Here is a 13,498-nt window from a genome sequence, read left to right as displayed (position 1 = left end):
AGCTCCTGATTATTAGAGGGGTTAGCCGTGGATCACGTCGGTTACACCGCGCGAGGCATCGCGAGGGCCACCGAACATGTCGATTTGCTTGGGGTGCTGGGTGGACAGAGATCCGTCATCCAGAAGCCAGTAGAAAGATGAGCCGTGGACCGGCTTCGGACGCTTGGAACTGGTTTCCGCTTCAATGGTGACTGTGCCGTCGACCACTTCGATATTCAGCTTGAGCGAAACGGAACCTTTGGCCTTGACCTTGGGCCGACCGCCGGTGTGTTCCTGAAGGGCTGCAAGTGTTTCCATCATTTCGGTGGTCAGGCGCTGCGCCAGTTCGCCGTTCTCCAAAAGGCCGATGATGGTGTTGGAATCGCGGATGCGTTGCATGGTTTCCTCTGCTGGTTGAAGGGCGAGTTCGCCCGTTATCCGCGCCATTCAGGCGCGAAAGGGATTTCGTCATCCAAAGCTGGGTTGTAGCCGCCGCCCTGCTGGTTCGCGGTCTGGCCTGCGGAATCGCGCGAGCGTTCATCGCCATAATCGTCCTGGCTTGCTGGGCCTCGCCCACCGCCATTGCCCTGCGGCATAAGCTTCAACTCACCGCTGAAATTCTCCAACACAAGTTCCGTGGAATAGCGGGTGTTGCCCTGCTGATCTTCCCACTTGCGTGTGCGGCTCTTGCCCGCGATGAAAACAATGTTTCCCTTCGACAGGTATTGTTCCGCAGTCTTGGCGAGGGCCTGATTAAAGATGACGACCGTATGCCACTCGGCCTTTTCTTTCCGTTCGCCGGTTTGTTTGTCACGCCAATAATCGGATGTGACCACGCGCATAGTGACGATGAGATCACCACTGTTGGCGTTGCGAACCTCTGGATCAGCACCAAGACGGCCGATAATTTCATGACGATTGTACGTCATGCCGCTGCCCTCCAATCAATGCCCAGATAGCGGGTGAGACGGTCGAGCCACGCTTCCTCAGCCTTCATCGGTGCCCAAGGTTTGATTGCGCCCGTGAGTTTCGGCATGGGCATTTCGCGCCCAGCAAGATTAGCCAGACCCTTTTTGCCGAAAAGCGCCAAGGTCTCCGCGCGCAACATCCGCTCGTCCATTTCCTTGACAAGAAAAGGCACGGCGGATGGAAGCCCCGCAGCATGATAGATCGCCTGATCGAGCCTCGCCTTGACCGCCTCAACAGCATTGCGGACAAATTGAACCGGTGTGCCGTGCATGTGATTGAGCGCATCGGCAAGAATCAGGACCGATGGTCGCGACCAATCGCCAATCAGGGCTTCATGCGCGTCATGCAGTAGAAAATAGGCCGACAGCATGGGATCGCCAGTTTCGTTGGCAAAAGCATCCGCGCCCATGACGCTGTGTTGCGCCACTGAAAGCATAGGACCCGGATTGATGCCATTGAAACGCGCCAGCTTCGAAAGGGCGCTGGCGATCGTTGGCCACTGAATATCGCTCACCAGAGGATTGGCGAGATCCATGACCGACCCGTCAGGGCGGAATGAATGGATTACCGAAGTCATAGCGGAATACCGAATACGAGGGAGAAAAATGGAACGGCAATGGCAATAATGCATGCCGCAATGGCGTCGGTTGCAGTCATGACAACGCCCTCCCATTCCGCACTGGGATTTTCGGCAAGGTTTGGTCGGCAGCAAGTGTGAGCCTTGCGCGCTCTGCGGGTAAAAGCGGAAGGAAATTGAGAAACGCTTGCAGTACACAGATGCAGCGTTCGCGTTGTGGCGCCCACGGGTCAAGCAACAGCGCTGCCCGGCTGGCGCAATATCGCCCCCACGCTTCAAAATAATCCGGTGAGGTCACGAAGTGCTCGGTCATTGGCGGACGATTTGGAAGCGGCTGCCTAACCTTCATCATCATGTCAGCCAAATTGTCGTGAGGCGCTTTCCGGCTCTCGGACTTCCATTCAGCAGCAAGGTTCTGCGCTTGAACGCCGAACTCAATGATTTCCGCAGAGGTGAAACCCGCACGGATCAGATCCTTGAATGTTGCCGCTCCTGACGATGCCGTAATGTCCTGCATGGTCTTCGCCATCTCTATGGCGCGAAGATGTGGAGTATGCTCGATCGAATTATTGGATAGGCTGCAAAGCGAAGAGTTTAGTTTCGGGGTCGCACTCTCACGAGGAGAAGCGGCGGAATATGCTAGAGTCATCATTGCCTCCAACTTGAATGTTGTACAGCAATGTAAGCATAACTTATATTTTCGTTCAAGCGGTTCTTATATGAACAGACCGAAAAATCAATTCGACAACGCTGAAAAAAGAATCAATTATGAGAACGAAGTGAGAACAAACGAGCGTACAGGGGTATGTCATGTTCCCGAAAGAACCGACGATAGGGCAGACAATTTCGATATCCATCGAATGTGGAGACTGCGGACATGTGAGATGGAGGAAGCCAGAAGAGTTTTATAAACTCGGCTTCAAATATGGAACGACGCTCAATAATTTGGGGCTAAAGCTGTATTGCAACCCATGCCGTGAGATTGGTGATTCTGGCAAAAATGTAGTGGTTAGCGCGGCTTTCAGGACCGATCTCGATCGGGAGCGCGCGAATGCTTCGCGCCTCAGTATCCCAGAAGTTCGCGCAAGGGGATTACGCGCCACATATCCTTGATTTCATATGGATCAAACACGATTTCTTTCTGCGGATTAAATTGCAGACAGACAATCTCGTTCTTCGAGCGCCTTAAAAGGCGCTTGATATAAGCGTGGCCGACGGCACCATCCTCTTTTGGAAACATCTCAATGACCACGTCATCACCGGGGACAGCCTCTCGCCCGCCACAATAAATCAGTTCACCCTGATCATATCGAGGCCACATACTGTCGCTTATCACATGCAATGCAAACACTTTGCGCACACTTGCGATACCAGGTGGACGGCGAACGTATCCGGTAATTTCTCCATTTAACGAAAAATCACCGTCATCTCCACCAACTGCGACGCCGCGCACTTCAACATCGAGCGGCCCCTTCTGTATCTCGTGGGAATCAGAAACGATCTCAGCCTCGTTCACCGGCTGATCATCTAAATAGAGAACCTCCCCGCGCCCTAAAGCCGCCGCGTCTACTCGCAACAACGCAGCCGTCTTAATCAGATTCTCAGTCGATGGCAGATTTTTGCCAATTTCCCAATTACCCACCGCAGCCGTTTGCGTGTTCAAATGCGCCGCTATTTCGCGCATTACCAGCCCACGCTGTTTCCGAGCGGTACGGATTGCAGCTCCGACCTTGATCGCTAATTCGTTCTTTCCCATAGGCTGCATGTGAAGCTTTAACATGGTTCCCGTCCATTTAAGAGTTTCTTGCATCTGTTTTTAAGTTATGCTTATATCGCGTTATGAAAACGAACCCGGCACCCACCGACGCTTTGAAGCTCGCGATTGAAAAGGCAGGCAGCGCTAGTGCGTTAGCTAGGCATCTCCATGTGACGCCGGCAGCGGTGCTTCAGTGGGACATGGTGCCGTACAAACGTGTCCTCGCTGTTGAAGCTTTCACTGGCGTGTCCAGACATGATCTTCGGCCCGACATTTATGGACCGATGCAATCAAACGGAGTTAATCCATGACCAAACTTCGGCATCGCCTTTCAGACGCTTTCTCGGCATTCTGCTACGGCCATTCCCGCCGTGATTTTGACAGAGCCCGTTTGCGTCGGTTGGAAATCCTTGTTCGGCGTGAAATTTCCCGTTTGCATCGGGAAGAGAGTGAACATGATTACTTTTCATTTCGTGCCACCTCCTGCCGGGTCTTAGCGCAGTCTCTTGCGAGCCATCTTGAAAGCGTCGTCAATCGCATTGATGGTGATGCTTACCGTGTTTTGTTGGATCATCTCCATATCGAGCGCGTCAATCTGCACGCCCGCCGCAAATTTCAGTGGGACTACTGGCATTCGCTCGACGATTTCAACAAGGCGCGTATTCAGTGCCCGGTAATGCCGGTAATCGATCCTGCCGGCGAGCAGTACGGCAAGCTCTTCGAGGGCCTTGGTGACCGCCACATTTTTGATCCGTTCCATGACGAGAGCGGTTTCCGTATTTGGCATTGGCATATTCGAATATCTCCGTTTTTCAGGTGGCTAGTGCGTCCTGCGCAACGCCTGAAGGTAAGCGGTCCGCCGTGATGACCTGACCCCGGCAAACTGACAGCAAAACTTCATTCCCTTAACGGGAAAAAACTGCGGATTTTCCCGCCACGGGAAAACTTTGTCTTTCGAGGACTTCCCCATGACGCATCTGACAGACGCATGGTTCCAGCGCATCAAAGCGGCACAGCGCGACCTCATTAAATATTGCGGCGGTATCGAACGTGTCGTCGAACTTTCGGGCTTTTCAAAAAGCCAGGTCGGGCGGTGGAATCTCTCCACCGAAACGGACCTGATGCCGCTCAATGCGGTGTTCAAGCTGGAAAATGAATGCGGCGTGCTTTGTGTCACATCGGTCATGGCTTCTCTCAACAATCGTCGTCTCGCAGAGCCTGACGAGGTCATGCAAGCCGCCGGCAACCTTCTGGCGGCCCATTCCGATGTTGTTGTCAGCGTCGGCGAGATCATGAGCGTTGGTGCGCGCGTGTTTGCTGATGGCAAGGTGACGGGCACAGAAGCGCTGCAACTCGACAAGGCCGCAGACAACGCCGAACGCAACCTGACCAGTTTTCGCCGGGAGCTTTCGAGCCACGTTGCCAATGCACGCAGGGGCGACCCTGCGCTTTATGTGATTGGTGAAAAGTGATGGCGCGCCCCAACGATCCCCATTTTGTGAGCGTAGCGCTGCTTATTGCTTCGCTTTCTGTCGGCGCGGCTTTGGTCGGCGCATGGATAGGCATCTTCGTTGTCCTTATGAGGGCAGCGTCGTGACCATGATTTCAATCCTCGACGAACGTGTGCAAATCCAGATTGGTGATTGTCTCGACGTACTGGCGCAAATGCCAAGCGACAGCGTCGATTGCGTTGTGACTTCCCCACCCTATTGGGGCCTGCGCGATTATGGCGTGAGAGGCCAGATGGGATTGGAACCAACATTCGCCGATCATCTGGCCGTTATGGTGCAGGTGTTTGCCGAGGTGCGCCGCGTCCTGAAGTCCACGGGCACATGCTGGATCAATTATGGCGATTGCTACGCCACTACCCCGAATGGCAAGTCAGCTGCCGAATACAAGGCGGAAGGCACCGACGACAGGACGTTTCGGGATAAGCCGTTCTCGACTATCGGCGGTGTCCTGAAGGCCAAAGACTTGGCGATGATACCGAACCGACTTGCAATCGCCCTGCAGGAAGATGGTTGGTGGGTGCGTTCGGAAATCATCTGGGCCAAGCCGAACCCCATGCCGGAAAGTATCCGCGACCGGCCTGCGACCGCGCATGAAAAGATTTTCATGCTGACCAAGTCGCCTCGATATTTCTTCGACCGAGAAGCTGTGAAGCAGCCCGTCAGCCCGAACACCAACCCGCGAGTTTCGCAGGACTTGGCACGTCAGGAAGGTTCGCACCGCGCCAATGGCGGCGGCAAAACGAATGGCCCAATGCGCGCAGTCGTTGAAGGTAGTGCTCGAAAACTGGCCGCAGAAAATCAGGCGATGATTGGCCAGAAGGCCAGCAGGGAAGCCGCTTTATCCATAAGGGTAGAGAGCCGCAACCTGCGTAACTATGAGCCAGCGCCTGTTACCGTCTGGAATATTGCGACGCGCGGATTTTCCGATGCACATTTTGCTACGTTCCCGCCGGAACTGGCCGAACGCTGCATTCTGGCTGGTTGCCCCAAGGATGGGATTGTCCTCGATCCTTTCGGTGGTGCTGGCACAACTGCCCTTGTCGCAGCGCGCCGCAACCGCCGTGCCATCCTGATCGAGCTCAACCCGGAATATGCCGACATCGCCAAGCGCCGCATAGAAAAAGAGTGGCGCGTCGGTGATGACGCGCCACTCTCTCAAGCCGATCTCGGCCCTCTGTTCAATACGGAGATAGTCGGGTGATATTTAATCTATCAAGCAGCCTCCAGCCCAATAACCAGCCTTTGTCCCATGGCAGCCAGCGCGGCAGTCATGAGCGGCAGCTTGGTTGCTGTGTCTGGATCAAGCAGGCGGCGAGCCTCCTTTTCATCCTTTCCAAGCCGTCTGGCGAGTTCGGTTCTCGATATGCCCGAAGCGCGGAAAGTCTCGATCACGGCGATCTTGGTTGCCACTTCGGCATCCGGCCAGATCAAATCTCCCCCGGTTTTCGCTTCGGGCAATTCTCGTCCCATCTCCAGGTAGGTCAGCAGGGCAACGCCGAGCGCGTCCGAAGCCTGCTCGCGTGCGTCTGCCATGTCGTCACCCTCGGTGATGGCCTCCGGAACATCCGGAAATGTAACAACGAAACCGCCTTCTCGCTCGGTAGGTTCGAAGACGGCTGCGTAAGCGTATGTCCTCATTCAATCAATCTCCATTCATTCGGCCCCGTTGGCAGGTGGTGGGTTGGGGCTCATGCAAGCCCCAACCCTTTCTTGATCTTCGCGGCGGTCTTGGGATCGATTTCCCGGCTCGGCAGTGTGGTGAAGCGATCCCCCACCCATACTGTTGCGTGCCCGCCTTTTCCTTTGCTTTTGCTGGCCCTGAAGGCCAGCCCCAGCGCTTTTGCTTCATCCTTTAACTCGGCGATGAAGCGGTCTCGCTTGTCCATCGGGTTCTCCGTATTCACAAAAACAATATCGGATATTTTTGTCCGAACGTCAAGGCGTTTCGGATATTTTTGTCCGATATTTTTAATGTGCCGGGTGCAGTCATGACCGGTGCCAGTTCTACCGATTTCACGATTCTGGGCATGTATGTGGACCGCAAGCGCATCCTAGCGCGGCTGTCTGTGGGCGAAGTTGCCCGCATATGCAGCATCCCGCCCGACGATGTGAACCGCGCCATTCGTGGCAGGTCCATCGGTCCAGATTCCCTGCACGCGCTCTGCGATTGGCTGGATCGCGCTCCCTCATTTTTCGACACGCATTCGCTCGCAACCCGACGAGAGGTTTTCCCATGAAGACATTCGGCCAGCCCGGCAGCATAACGCCTGCAAGCTTCCCCCCTGAACTGCCGACCGTCATGGTCATTGAAGGGCTTTTGCTCCTGCGCGAAATGGGGATGCCCCGCCGACAGATGGCAAAAGCCTCCGGCATGTCGGAACAGCAAATCCAGTCTTATCTCAAGATGACTTGCAACCGCTGGCGTCTCGATGACTGCTGGGGCGTGATGGGTCGCGAACAGGTGGGGGCAGCAGCGCAATGAGCTTTCCCTTTATCGTCGATATCGGTATGCGCATGCTGGTGCCGCGCGAGCTTTATCGCGCGCAAGGATTCCCCGAAAATTACGAAATCGAGCGCGGTAACAATAGCGAGATTTTCTCACAATCGCTGCAGGTGCTCTGCTGCGGCAACAGCGTTTCGCCGCCCGTCCCTGCCGCACTCGTCAGTGGAAACTGCGGTCATCTGGCCTTGCAGAGGGAGGCGGCAGAATGATTAGCGGTTCTAAACTTAGGACTGACTCAACCTTCGGCGTCCGATTCCCAAAGCGTATCGCCAAGAACGGCATAAACTCTTTTCACGGGCGGAGCGCCTTCCCGATAATAACATTCGTCAAGCATTTCTGGTGTCACTCCTGCGGCTCGTTCACAATCCGAGAAGTCACAGTTAACGAAGGTGACAGTATCTTCTGGACGAACATTAATTTTTTGAATTCTACAATCGTGAAAGAAGGTTCTTCCGATAAAGTTTCGGGATGCATCGACTGTGCAACCATAAAACTTACAGTTATCAAACCTAGAGAGAGGTCCTACATTGATGGTCATAATCTGCGAATTCTTGAAGACGGCTCCCCTAATAATCTTTGGAAGATATGTTATCTCTGCATCATCAAAGACCGCCCTGCAAAAAGGTTTAGTACGAATGGACAGCGCTATTTCGTCTGCGTACTGAAGCGCGGTCAATGGGGCTCTGCCTGTGTGTGGGGTAAAATCATCATTGCGCAGATAATCGAGAAGCAAGTCCAGCGCTTCTTGGCGGAAGTCTCCAGCGGGAGACAGTCCGACATGTCTCAGCAGCCCGATAGCCGCCCTCTGCTTAGCTTTGGAGCTATCAGCGAGCATTTCCGCGGCTTGGGCAAATTGCGATGTCAAATTGTTGGTATCGGTTGCGACGAGTTGCTTATCTACCCTGCGCCCCTGTTCAACAGCTTCTCGAATCTGGGCGTTGGCGGTATCCGCCTGTCGAGCATTAATCAGCCCTCGCCATGCGACGGTAAAAAACGTCGTTGCTGCGCCTCCAAATGCAATAATTGCTCCAGCAATCGAGATTCGTTCACTCACTTGCGTCGGAAATATTCCGTAGAAGACCCAAAACAAAAGGAATCCTGCCAGCACTGCGGTAACACAGGCACTAGCGATGGCGAGCGCGTACCATTCTCGTTCGTCAATCTTCGGAAATGTTGGCGCAGAGCCCCGCGTCTCTTCGCGTCCGTCGTTCATAATTCCCCCAAACCGCTGCACGACACACATCTAGCAGAGTTTTACGGCCCGGAAACTGGCAATTTGTCCTATCTGGGAGCGGCGCTATGAACGCTAAACTACAAACATTCGTAGAAACGGCGCGCGCCATCACTATTGCCGATGGGGCCCAGCGTCTAAACTTAAAATTCCGTGCCAGTGGCAATGAGCACCCCCAACCCTGTCCCGCTTGCGGCGGCACCGACACATTCGCCTTCAACACGGTAAAGAACAAATGGAATTGCCGGCAGGGCGGGCATGGTGGCAACGATGCCATCGGCATGGCGGCCCATATTCATGGACTGAATGTGCGCTCCCGTGACGGGCTGCTCGAAGCCTGTTCCATCCTGCTGGGCGAGCCTATCCCCGAAGGGGGCGAGCGCGAATCCGAGGAAGAACGCGAGGCGCGCCTTACGCGCCTGGATGAGCAGCGCCGCAAGAATGAGCAAGCGCAGGCGCAACAGCAGGCCCAGCAAAACGATTTTCGCGAGAAGGAACGCAACAAGGCGCGCGGGATTTATGGGCGCGCTGCGGTGCTGTGCGACGCAAGCCAGCCGCATGGCAGGTTCTATCTTGAGGGGCGCGGGGCTGGCGTGCCAGATGCGAGGTGGCTTCGCGTTTCGCCTTCCGTGCCCTATTGGCACGGCGATGCCATTCTTCATAACGGACCGGCCATGGTCGCGCCGTTTGTCGGACCTGATATGGCGATCGTTGGTTGTCATATTACGTGGATCGATCTCGACCGCCGCCCGAAATTCCGTCCTGAACTGACCGACCCCGCCACGGGCGAACTGCTCAATTCCAAAAAGATGCGCGGTTCCAAAAAAGGCGGGCTTATCCCGATCTGCGGCACGCCGGACGCTTTGCGATGGGTGGGCGGCGAAGGCATTGAGAATGTGGCCGCTGTCGGTCGGGCGGAAGGTTTTCGCCCAGACACCTTCTATTTCGCCGCCGGCGACCTCGGCAATCTGGCGGGGCCTGCCGATCCGTCTTCACGCTTCGCGCACCCTACCGCCACGCAGACCGACAAACGCGGGCGGACCCGCGCTGTCATGGTGAGCGGGCCGGTGCCTCGTGCGGACCAGTCGCCTGACGACGCTTTCTGGATGCCCGATTATGTCAATGACGTGGTTCTGCTCGGCGACGGGGATTCCGAACGCATCGCCACTGCCGCCGCGATGGCCCGCGCCAAAGCCCGACTTCTGCGGCAGGGACGCCGCATTGCAATCGCCTGGCCTCCGGCGGGCACAGACTTTTCCGAAATGATGGCAGGTGCCGCGTGACCAAGAATACCAAGGACATTCCATCTGCCGTGCGTGCGATTCTCAATGAAGCATCCAGACAGGCCGAAGCGGCTGCGCTCGATCCCCGCAACCCCGCGACCGATGGTCATGATGATGCAGACTCCACATCCGATGGCGAGCCACATGCCACATTGCGCGATAGCAGCAAGGTTGACCGTTCGGTGGTGAAGATTTGCGCAAAGCTCGACCATTCCGACACTGACAACGCCGAGCGCCTGCAACGCCATTTCGGCGAGGATATGCTCGTACTGGCCCAGAGCAAGGCCCGCAAGGCGACCTATGCCATTTGGGACGGCACCCATTGGGATATCGACACGGGCGACCCGCGTTCGCTTGCGGTTGCGCAGCAGCTTGGAGGGCGCATCGCGCTCGAAACGGAATTTCTGGAATATTCACCAGAAGAAGCCGAAGTCGTGAAAGCTGCAAAAGAGGCTTTGGAAAAGGAGGAACATGAGCGGACACCGTTGGAAAAGAAGCTCGCGAACGCGGCATTGCACGCCAAGGAAAACTTAGGCAAACGCAAGAAACGGCGCATGGACCACGCCGTCACGTCAAAGAACAAGGCCCGTCTGGAAGCTATGCTCACCTGCCTTGCGCCGCACGTCATGCGCGCGCCGGACGATTTCAATTCCGACCCGCTGAAAGTCGCCCTGCTCGACCACACGCTAATATTCTCGCGCGCGACCGACACTGTACGCAACCCGGCCTTTGACGATCCGGACGACAATCGGGACGATATTCCGGATTTTATTGAGCAGCGCGTGGCAAAGGTGGAAGTCATCAAGGGGCACCGGCGCACCGATTTGATGACCCAGATTGTGCCGGTGTCCTATGACAAAAAAGCCAAATGCCCCAAATGGGACGCGTTTTTGAACCGGATGCTGCCGAATGAAGACGTGCGGCGCATGGTGCAGGTGGCGTCCGGATTGGGCCTCGTTGGCATCACCGTGCAGAAACTGTTCTTCCATTATGGTTTCGGCGCAAACGGCAAATCCGTCTATATGGAAACGCTCTGCCGCCTGCTGGGCGACGTGGCCGTTACCCTGCCTTCGGAGTCCTTCATCGGTGAAGGCAATTCCGGTGGCGCTGCCTCGCCCGATATGGCCCGGCTCTATGGCCGGCGCTTCCTGCGCGTCAAGGAATTGCCTGAAGGCGAGGACTTGCGCGAAAATCTGGTTAAGGACTTGACCGGTGGTGAGGACTTCACCGTCCGCGACCTGTTTCAGGGCTATTTCGACTTCAAGCCTATCTTCACCGGGCATATGTCCGGCAATGGCTATCCCCGCATCACCGGCACGGATAACGGCATCTGGCGCCGCATGGTCGTGGTGCACTGGCCTGTCACGCTGAAAAAGGAGGAACAGCGCGAATTTGAGGAAGTCGTGTCGGAGTTCAAGCCTGAGTATTCAGGCATTTTGAATTGGCTGATCGAAGGCGTGCGTATCTTCCTGCGCGAAGGATTGATTATCCCCGAATCTGTGGAGGCCAAGACGCAGGAATATCGCGATGAGATGGACCCCACGTCAGCCTTTTGCGCTCGCTGTGTGGAACCCGATGAGCACGGTGAGGTCGCTGCCAAAGAATTTTATCAGGCGTATGTGGACTTTACGACCGATCAGGGCGGGCGGCCCATCTCGCTGACTCGCTTCGGTTTGATCATGAAAAAGAAGTACCGGAAGGAAGACGGACGCATCGTCAAGTATCACGGATTGAAGCTTGCGGACGTGCCGAAACCTTCCGAGCGGTCTGGTTCAGACGATTATGAGGCGCACATGCGATGACGCGCGCCCGACTTCCCCGCAACCCCTCCTCTGGCTTGGTTTTCACACATGAAACTGGCAACCCATTGATATTGTTACAACTCTCTATCGCGATAGTTTGCACCAGTTTGCGATACTTTGCGACAGTTAAAACAGCGGAAATAATGAAATGAAATCAAAGCGTTGCGATAGTTTGCACCAGTTTTTGACGCATATATGTAGAGAAAAAAGGGGGTATGGGGGATTTGCTTATCTATAGGCGAGCTTAAACTGTCGCAACTATCGCAACCATTTGAATTAATTAAGATAATTGAAACTTTCAAACTATCGCAAACTGTCGCGAACTATCGAAAGTGGTGTAAACGATGAAAACCATAAAGATTGATGAACTTCTGGTCTGGGCTTTCGTTCACGAACTGCCAAAAGGTGGCGGCGCTGACGGGTTGGATAGCATTCATTCCGCATGGCGGCAATTGGAGGCTTCGTCTTGGGGAAAAGTTTTGGGCTTTGCAGAGCTCATGACGCTTGTCGACCGCGACCGGGCCGATCCCGGCATGTGGATCGAACAGGGCGCGCCTCATGAGGATGCGCTTGAGGTCGGCAGAGCGGTTGCTGAACTTACTCGATTTGATATTTCCTTCCCGAAAGGCTGGAACCCAGTGGCCGATTGGCAGGATTTCGACGGTTTGACGGCAGATGCGGTGGCGCGGGCAATGGAACGCTTGATGCTGCGCCCCGCCCGGTCACGCAGCGCTGGCATTGCCTCGCTCGTGATTTCCACTGCCGTTTTGGGCCGCGTACCAGATTACAGCGCGCCTGAACCGGAATGTGTTGTGTTCGCACGCCGCGGGGGCACCCCGTCATGGTTCGTCCGTAGGCCAGCCGTTGATGCCTTTGGGCGAGAATATTCGGTTGAGGTTGACGGATTTAATCGCCGCGCCCACCGGCCCTATCCGGGCGCTTATCGCAAGTTTGTTCTGACGCCTGACCCGACTGCCGATATCTTGGGCCGGATCGATTATCAGATTTGGGTAGCGGCCCTTGCGAAGCTGGAATCAGCTCTCATTGATCGGCTCGTAGGCCACAAGTTAACATTCTCGCACCGCTCGGCAACGCCATGGTTGGAGGATCGCGATATGGTCGGGATCCAGCTTTGCCGGGCTTTTGGGAATGCCAAACGTGTGGAACCCAAAAATATGTGTTGACCTGCTGCAGAAACTTGACTTACACCTTGGATGCTAAAAAAGATTAGACAGAACCCCGGCGCACCCGCGACCGGGGTTTTTCGTTACATGAGGCGGAATTCGCGATGCTTGTCTATCGATGGGAAAACATCGAAGGGCTGCGCCGATACGCCGGCGGCATCAAGCGACTGCAAACAGAATTTCCGAATGCTCTGCCGCGTATCGTCAATCAGATTGGGCGGCGTGCTCGTACCCGCGTTGTGCGCAATCTCACGAAGCAAACAGGACTGGAACGGCAGGTCATCGTCCGGGCGGTAAAGAACGTCGATACCGCAAAGCCGGGGAAACTGTTCTATTCGCTGCAATCGCGCGGCGGGTTCATCCGTCTAAAGTATTTCAGGGCAAGGGAAACCCGGCAGGGTGTAGCCGCGCAGCCATTTGGAAAGCGCCGCGTATTCCCCGGAACCTTCATCATGGGCGGCCAGTTCCCCTACCGCCACGTGAAGCGCTGGAATTTGGAGGGGCATGTTTACCGACGCATTGGCCGCGCTTCGCAACGACGCGTAACGCAGGTGAAGTCGGACGTTCGCATCCCCGATGAGATGGTGCGGGGCGAGACCCGCGATGCATTCGAGCGCGAGGCAACCGTGACCATGCCTCCTCGGATCGAGGCGGTCATTCGCAAGCTCCTCGCCTGACCCCTCCCCCCCCTTTTTAGGGACCG

Annotated in this window: 18 protein-coding genes and 1 pseudogene; 11 read left to right on the top strand and 8 right to left on the bottom strand. The window is 55.6% G+C overall.

Annotation, left to right across the window (positions count from 1 at the left end; genetic code table 11):
- Nucleotides 1-21 precede the first annotated feature (21 nt).
- The 5 genes from ABWW11_RS15370 to ABWW11_RS15350 form a co-directional block, all read right to left on the bottom strand.
- Nucleotides 22-378: a YfdP family phage-associated protein gene (locus ABWW11_RS15370; RefSeq protein WP_151575173.1), complete on the bottom strand. Its 357-nt coding sequence runs from the start codon at nucleotides 376-378 to the stop codon at nucleotides 22-24.
- Nucleotides 379-413: 35 nt separating this feature from the next.
- A complete protein-coding gene (gene ssb / locus ABWW11_RS15365) occupies nucleotides 414-908 on the bottom strand; it encodes a single-stranded DNA-binding protein (protein ID WP_319080811.1) in 495 nt (164 codons plus the stop codon).
- A complete protein-coding gene (locus ABWW11_RS15360; protein ID WP_319080812.1) occupies nucleotides 905-1,525 on the bottom strand; it encodes a hypothetical protein in 621 nt (206 codons plus the stop codon). The genes ssb and ABWW11_RS15360 overlap by 4 nt, the downstream gene beginning before the upstream one ends.
- 76 nt (nucleotides 1,526-1,601) lie before the next feature.
- Entirely contained in the window at nucleotides 1,602-2,042 is a 441-nt protein-coding gene (locus ABWW11_RS15355) for a hypothetical protein (protein WP_319080813.1), read from the bottom strand.
- 546 nt (nucleotides 2,043-2,588) lie between these two features.
- Complete coding sequence (locus ABWW11_RS15350; protein ID WP_319080859.1) at nucleotides 2,589-3,290, bottom strand: XRE family transcriptional regulator; 702 nt, start codon at nucleotides 3,288-3,290, stop codon at nucleotides 2,589-2,591.
- Between the two features lie 74 nt (nucleotides 3,291-3,364).
- Between ABWW11_RS15350 and ABWW11_RS15345 the strand changes: the two genes are divergently transcribed.
- The 4 genes from ABWW11_RS15345 (at nucleotide 3,365) to ABWW11_RS15330 (ending at nucleotide 5,993) form a co-directional block, all read left to right on the top strand.
- A complete protein-coding gene (locus ABWW11_RS15345; RefSeq protein WP_319080814.1) occupies nucleotides 3,365-3,592 on the top strand; it encodes a transcriptional regulator in 228 nt (75 codons plus the stop codon).
- A complete protein-coding gene (locus ABWW11_RS15340; protein ID WP_319080815.1) occupies nucleotides 3,589-4,146 on the top strand; it encodes a hypothetical protein in 558 nt (185 codons plus the stop codon). The genes ABWW11_RS15345 and ABWW11_RS15340 overlap by 4 nt, the downstream gene beginning before the upstream one ends.
- 103 nt (nucleotides 4,147-4,249) lie before the next feature.
- Nucleotides 4,250-4,753: a phage regulatory CII family protein gene (locus tag ABWW11_RS15335; protein ID WP_319080816.1), complete on the top strand. Its 504-nt coding sequence runs from the start codon at nucleotides 4,250-4,252 to the stop codon at nucleotides 4,751-4,753.
- 127 nt (nucleotides 4,754-4,880) lie between these two features.
- Nucleotides 4,881-5,993, top strand: coding sequence for a DNA-methyltransferase (locus tag ABWW11_RS15330; RefSeq protein WP_319080860.1), 1,113 nt, complete (start codon nucleotides 4,881-4,883; stop codon nucleotides 5,991-5,993).
- Nucleotides 5,994-6,004: 11 nt separating this feature from the next.
- On the opposite strand, the gene ABWW11_RS15325 is transcribed toward ABWW11_RS15330, so the two are convergent.
- Together ABWW11_RS15325 and ABWW11_RS15320 are read right to left on the bottom strand one after the other, a co-directional pair.
- Nucleotides 6,005-6,430 (bottom strand): type II toxin-antitoxin system HicB family antitoxin, encoded by a 426-nt coding sequence (locus ABWW11_RS15325; RefSeq protein ID WP_319080817.1) that lies wholly within the window; start codon nucleotides 6,428-6,430, stop codon nucleotides 6,005-6,007.
- 50 nt (nucleotides 6,431-6,480) lie between these two features.
- Complete coding sequence (locus ABWW11_RS15320) at nucleotides 6,481-6,678, bottom strand: hypothetical protein (RefSeq protein ID WP_319080818.1); 198 nt, start codon at nucleotides 6,676-6,678, stop codon at nucleotides 6,481-6,483.
- A gap of 69 nt (nucleotides 6,679-6,747) precedes the next feature.
- Here ABWW11_RS15320 and ABWW11_RS15315 point away from each other — a divergent pair, with 69 nt between their 5' ends.
- The 3 genes and pseudogenes from ABWW11_RS15315 to ABWW11_RS15305 form a co-directional block, all read left to right on the top strand.
- A complete protein-coding gene (locus ABWW11_RS15315; protein WP_319080819.1) occupies nucleotides 6,748-7,029 on the top strand; it encodes a hypothetical protein in 282 nt (93 codons plus the stop codon).
- Entirely contained in the window at nucleotides 7,026-7,274 is a 249-nt protein-coding gene (locus ABWW11_RS15310; protein ID WP_319080820.1) for a helix-turn-helix domain-containing protein, read from the top strand. Before ABWW11_RS15315 ends, ABWW11_RS15310 begins: the two co-directional genes overlap by 4 nt.
- 11 nt (nucleotides 7,275-7,285) lie before the next feature.
- Nucleotides 7,286-7,504: pseudogene (locus tag ABWW11_RS15305) on the top strand (DNA cytosine methyltransferase); the annotation flags it as partial.
- Nucleotides 7,505-7,530: 26 nt separating this feature from the next.
- Here the strand turns inward: ABWW11_RS15305 and ABWW11_RS15300 are convergent.
- Nucleotides 7,531-8,508: a right-handed parallel beta-helix repeat-containing protein gene (locus ABWW11_RS15300; RefSeq protein ID WP_319080821.1), complete on the bottom strand. Its 978-nt coding sequence runs from the start codon at nucleotides 8,506-8,508 to the stop codon at nucleotides 7,531-7,533.
- A gap of 86 nt (nucleotides 8,509-8,594) precedes the next feature.
- Here ABWW11_RS15300 and ABWW11_RS15295 point away from each other — a divergent pair, with 86 nt between their 5' ends.
- From ABWW11_RS15295 to ABWW11_RS15280, 4 genes are all read left to right on the top strand, one after another.
- On the top strand, nucleotides 8,595-9,809 hold the full coding sequence (locus ABWW11_RS15295; protein WP_319080822.1) for a DUF7146 domain-containing protein: 1,215 nt from the start codon (nucleotides 8,595-8,597) through the stop codon (nucleotides 9,807-9,809).
- Nucleotides 9,806-11,611, top strand: a complete 1,806-nt coding sequence (locus tag ABWW11_RS15290; protein ID WP_319080823.1) for a DNA primase family protein — start codon at nucleotides 9,806-9,808, stop codon at nucleotides 11,609-11,611. The genes ABWW11_RS15295 and ABWW11_RS15290 overlap by 4 nt, the downstream gene beginning before the upstream one ends.
- A gap of 344 nt (nucleotides 11,612-11,955) precedes the next feature.
- Nucleotides 11,956-12,795, top strand: a complete 840-nt coding sequence (locus tag ABWW11_RS15285; RefSeq protein WP_319080824.1) for a hypothetical protein — start codon at nucleotides 11,956-11,958, stop codon at nucleotides 12,793-12,795.
- Between the two features lie 104 nt (nucleotides 12,796-12,899).
- Nucleotides 12,900-13,472, top strand: a complete 573-nt coding sequence (locus ABWW11_RS15280) for a hypothetical protein (protein ID WP_319080825.1) — start codon at nucleotides 12,900-12,902, stop codon at nucleotides 13,470-13,472.
- The last annotated feature ends 26 nt before the right edge of the window (nucleotides 13,473-13,498 follow it).

Origin of the sequence: Brucella sp. NBRC 113783 (assembly GCF_040372265.1) — a bacterium.
GTDB lineage: Bacteria > Pseudomonadota > Alphaproteobacteria > Rhizobiales > Rhizobiaceae > Brucella > Brucella teleogrylli.
Note: the sequence above shows the minus strand (reverse complement) of the source record. Positions and strands in the feature narration are given on the sequence as shown.

Excerpts from the sequence above, each read along its gene's own strand:
- ABWW11_RS15350 (WP_319080859.1), bottom strand. The coding sequence starts at position 3,290 with ATGCAGCCTATGGGAAAGAACGAATTAGCGATCAAGGTCGGAGCTGCA.
- ABWW11_RS15325 (WP_319080817.1), bottom strand. The coding sequence starts at position 6,430 with ATGAGGACATACGCTTACGCAGCCGTCTTCGAACCTACCGAGCGAGAA.
- ABWW11_RS15310 (WP_319080820.1), top strand. The coding sequence starts at position 7,026 with ATGAAGACATTCGGCCAGCCCGGCAGCATAACGCCTGCAAGCTTCCCC.
- ABWW11_RS15295 (WP_319080822.1), top strand. The coding sequence starts at position 8,595 with ATGAACGCTAAACTACAAACATTCGTAGAAACGGCGCGCGCCATCACT.
- ABWW11_RS15285 (WP_319080824.1), top strand. The coding sequence starts at position 11,956 with ATGAAAACCATAAAGATTGATGAACTTCTGGTCTGGGCTTTCGTTCAC.
- ABWW11_RS15345 (WP_319080814.1), top strand. The coding sequence starts at position 3,365 with ATGAAAACGAACCCGGCACCCACCGACGCTTTGAAGCTCGCGATTGAA.
- ABWW11_RS15320 (WP_319080818.1), bottom strand. The coding sequence starts at position 6,678 with ATGGACAAGCGAGACCGCTTCATCGCCGAGTTAAAGGATGAAGCAAAA.
- ssb (WP_319080811.1), bottom strand. The coding sequence starts at position 908 with ATGACGTACAATCGTCATGAAATTATCGGCCGTCTTGGTGCTGATCCA.
- ABWW11_RS15370 (WP_151575173.1), bottom strand. The coding sequence starts at position 378 with ATGCAACGCATCCGCGATTCCAACACCATCATCGGCCTTTTGGAGAAC.
- ABWW11_RS15280 (WP_319080825.1), top strand. The coding sequence starts at position 12,900 with ATGCTTGTCTATCGATGGGAAAACATCGAAGGGCTGCGCCGATACGCC.
- ABWW11_RS15355 (WP_319080813.1), bottom strand. The coding sequence starts at position 2,042 with ATGCAGGACATTACGGCATCGTCAGGAGCGGCAACATTCAAGGATCTG.
- ABWW11_RS15300 (WP_319080821.1), bottom strand. The coding sequence starts at position 8,508 with ATGAACGACGGACGCGAAGAGACGCGGGGCTCTGCGCCAACATTTCCG.
- ABWW11_RS15340 (WP_319080815.1), top strand. The coding sequence starts at position 3,589 with ATGACCAAACTTCGGCATCGCCTTTCAGACGCTTTCTCGGCATTCTGC.
- ABWW11_RS15335 (WP_319080816.1), top strand. The coding sequence starts at position 4,250 with ATGACGCATCTGACAGACGCATGGTTCCAGCGCATCAAAGCGGCACAG.
- ABWW11_RS15330 (WP_319080860.1), top strand. The coding sequence starts at position 4,881 with ATGATTTCAATCCTCGACGAACGTGTGCAAATCCAGATTGGTGATTGT.
- ABWW11_RS15360 (WP_319080812.1), bottom strand. The coding sequence starts at position 1,525 with ATGACTTCGGTAATCCATTCATTCCGCCCTGACGGGTCGGTCATGGAT.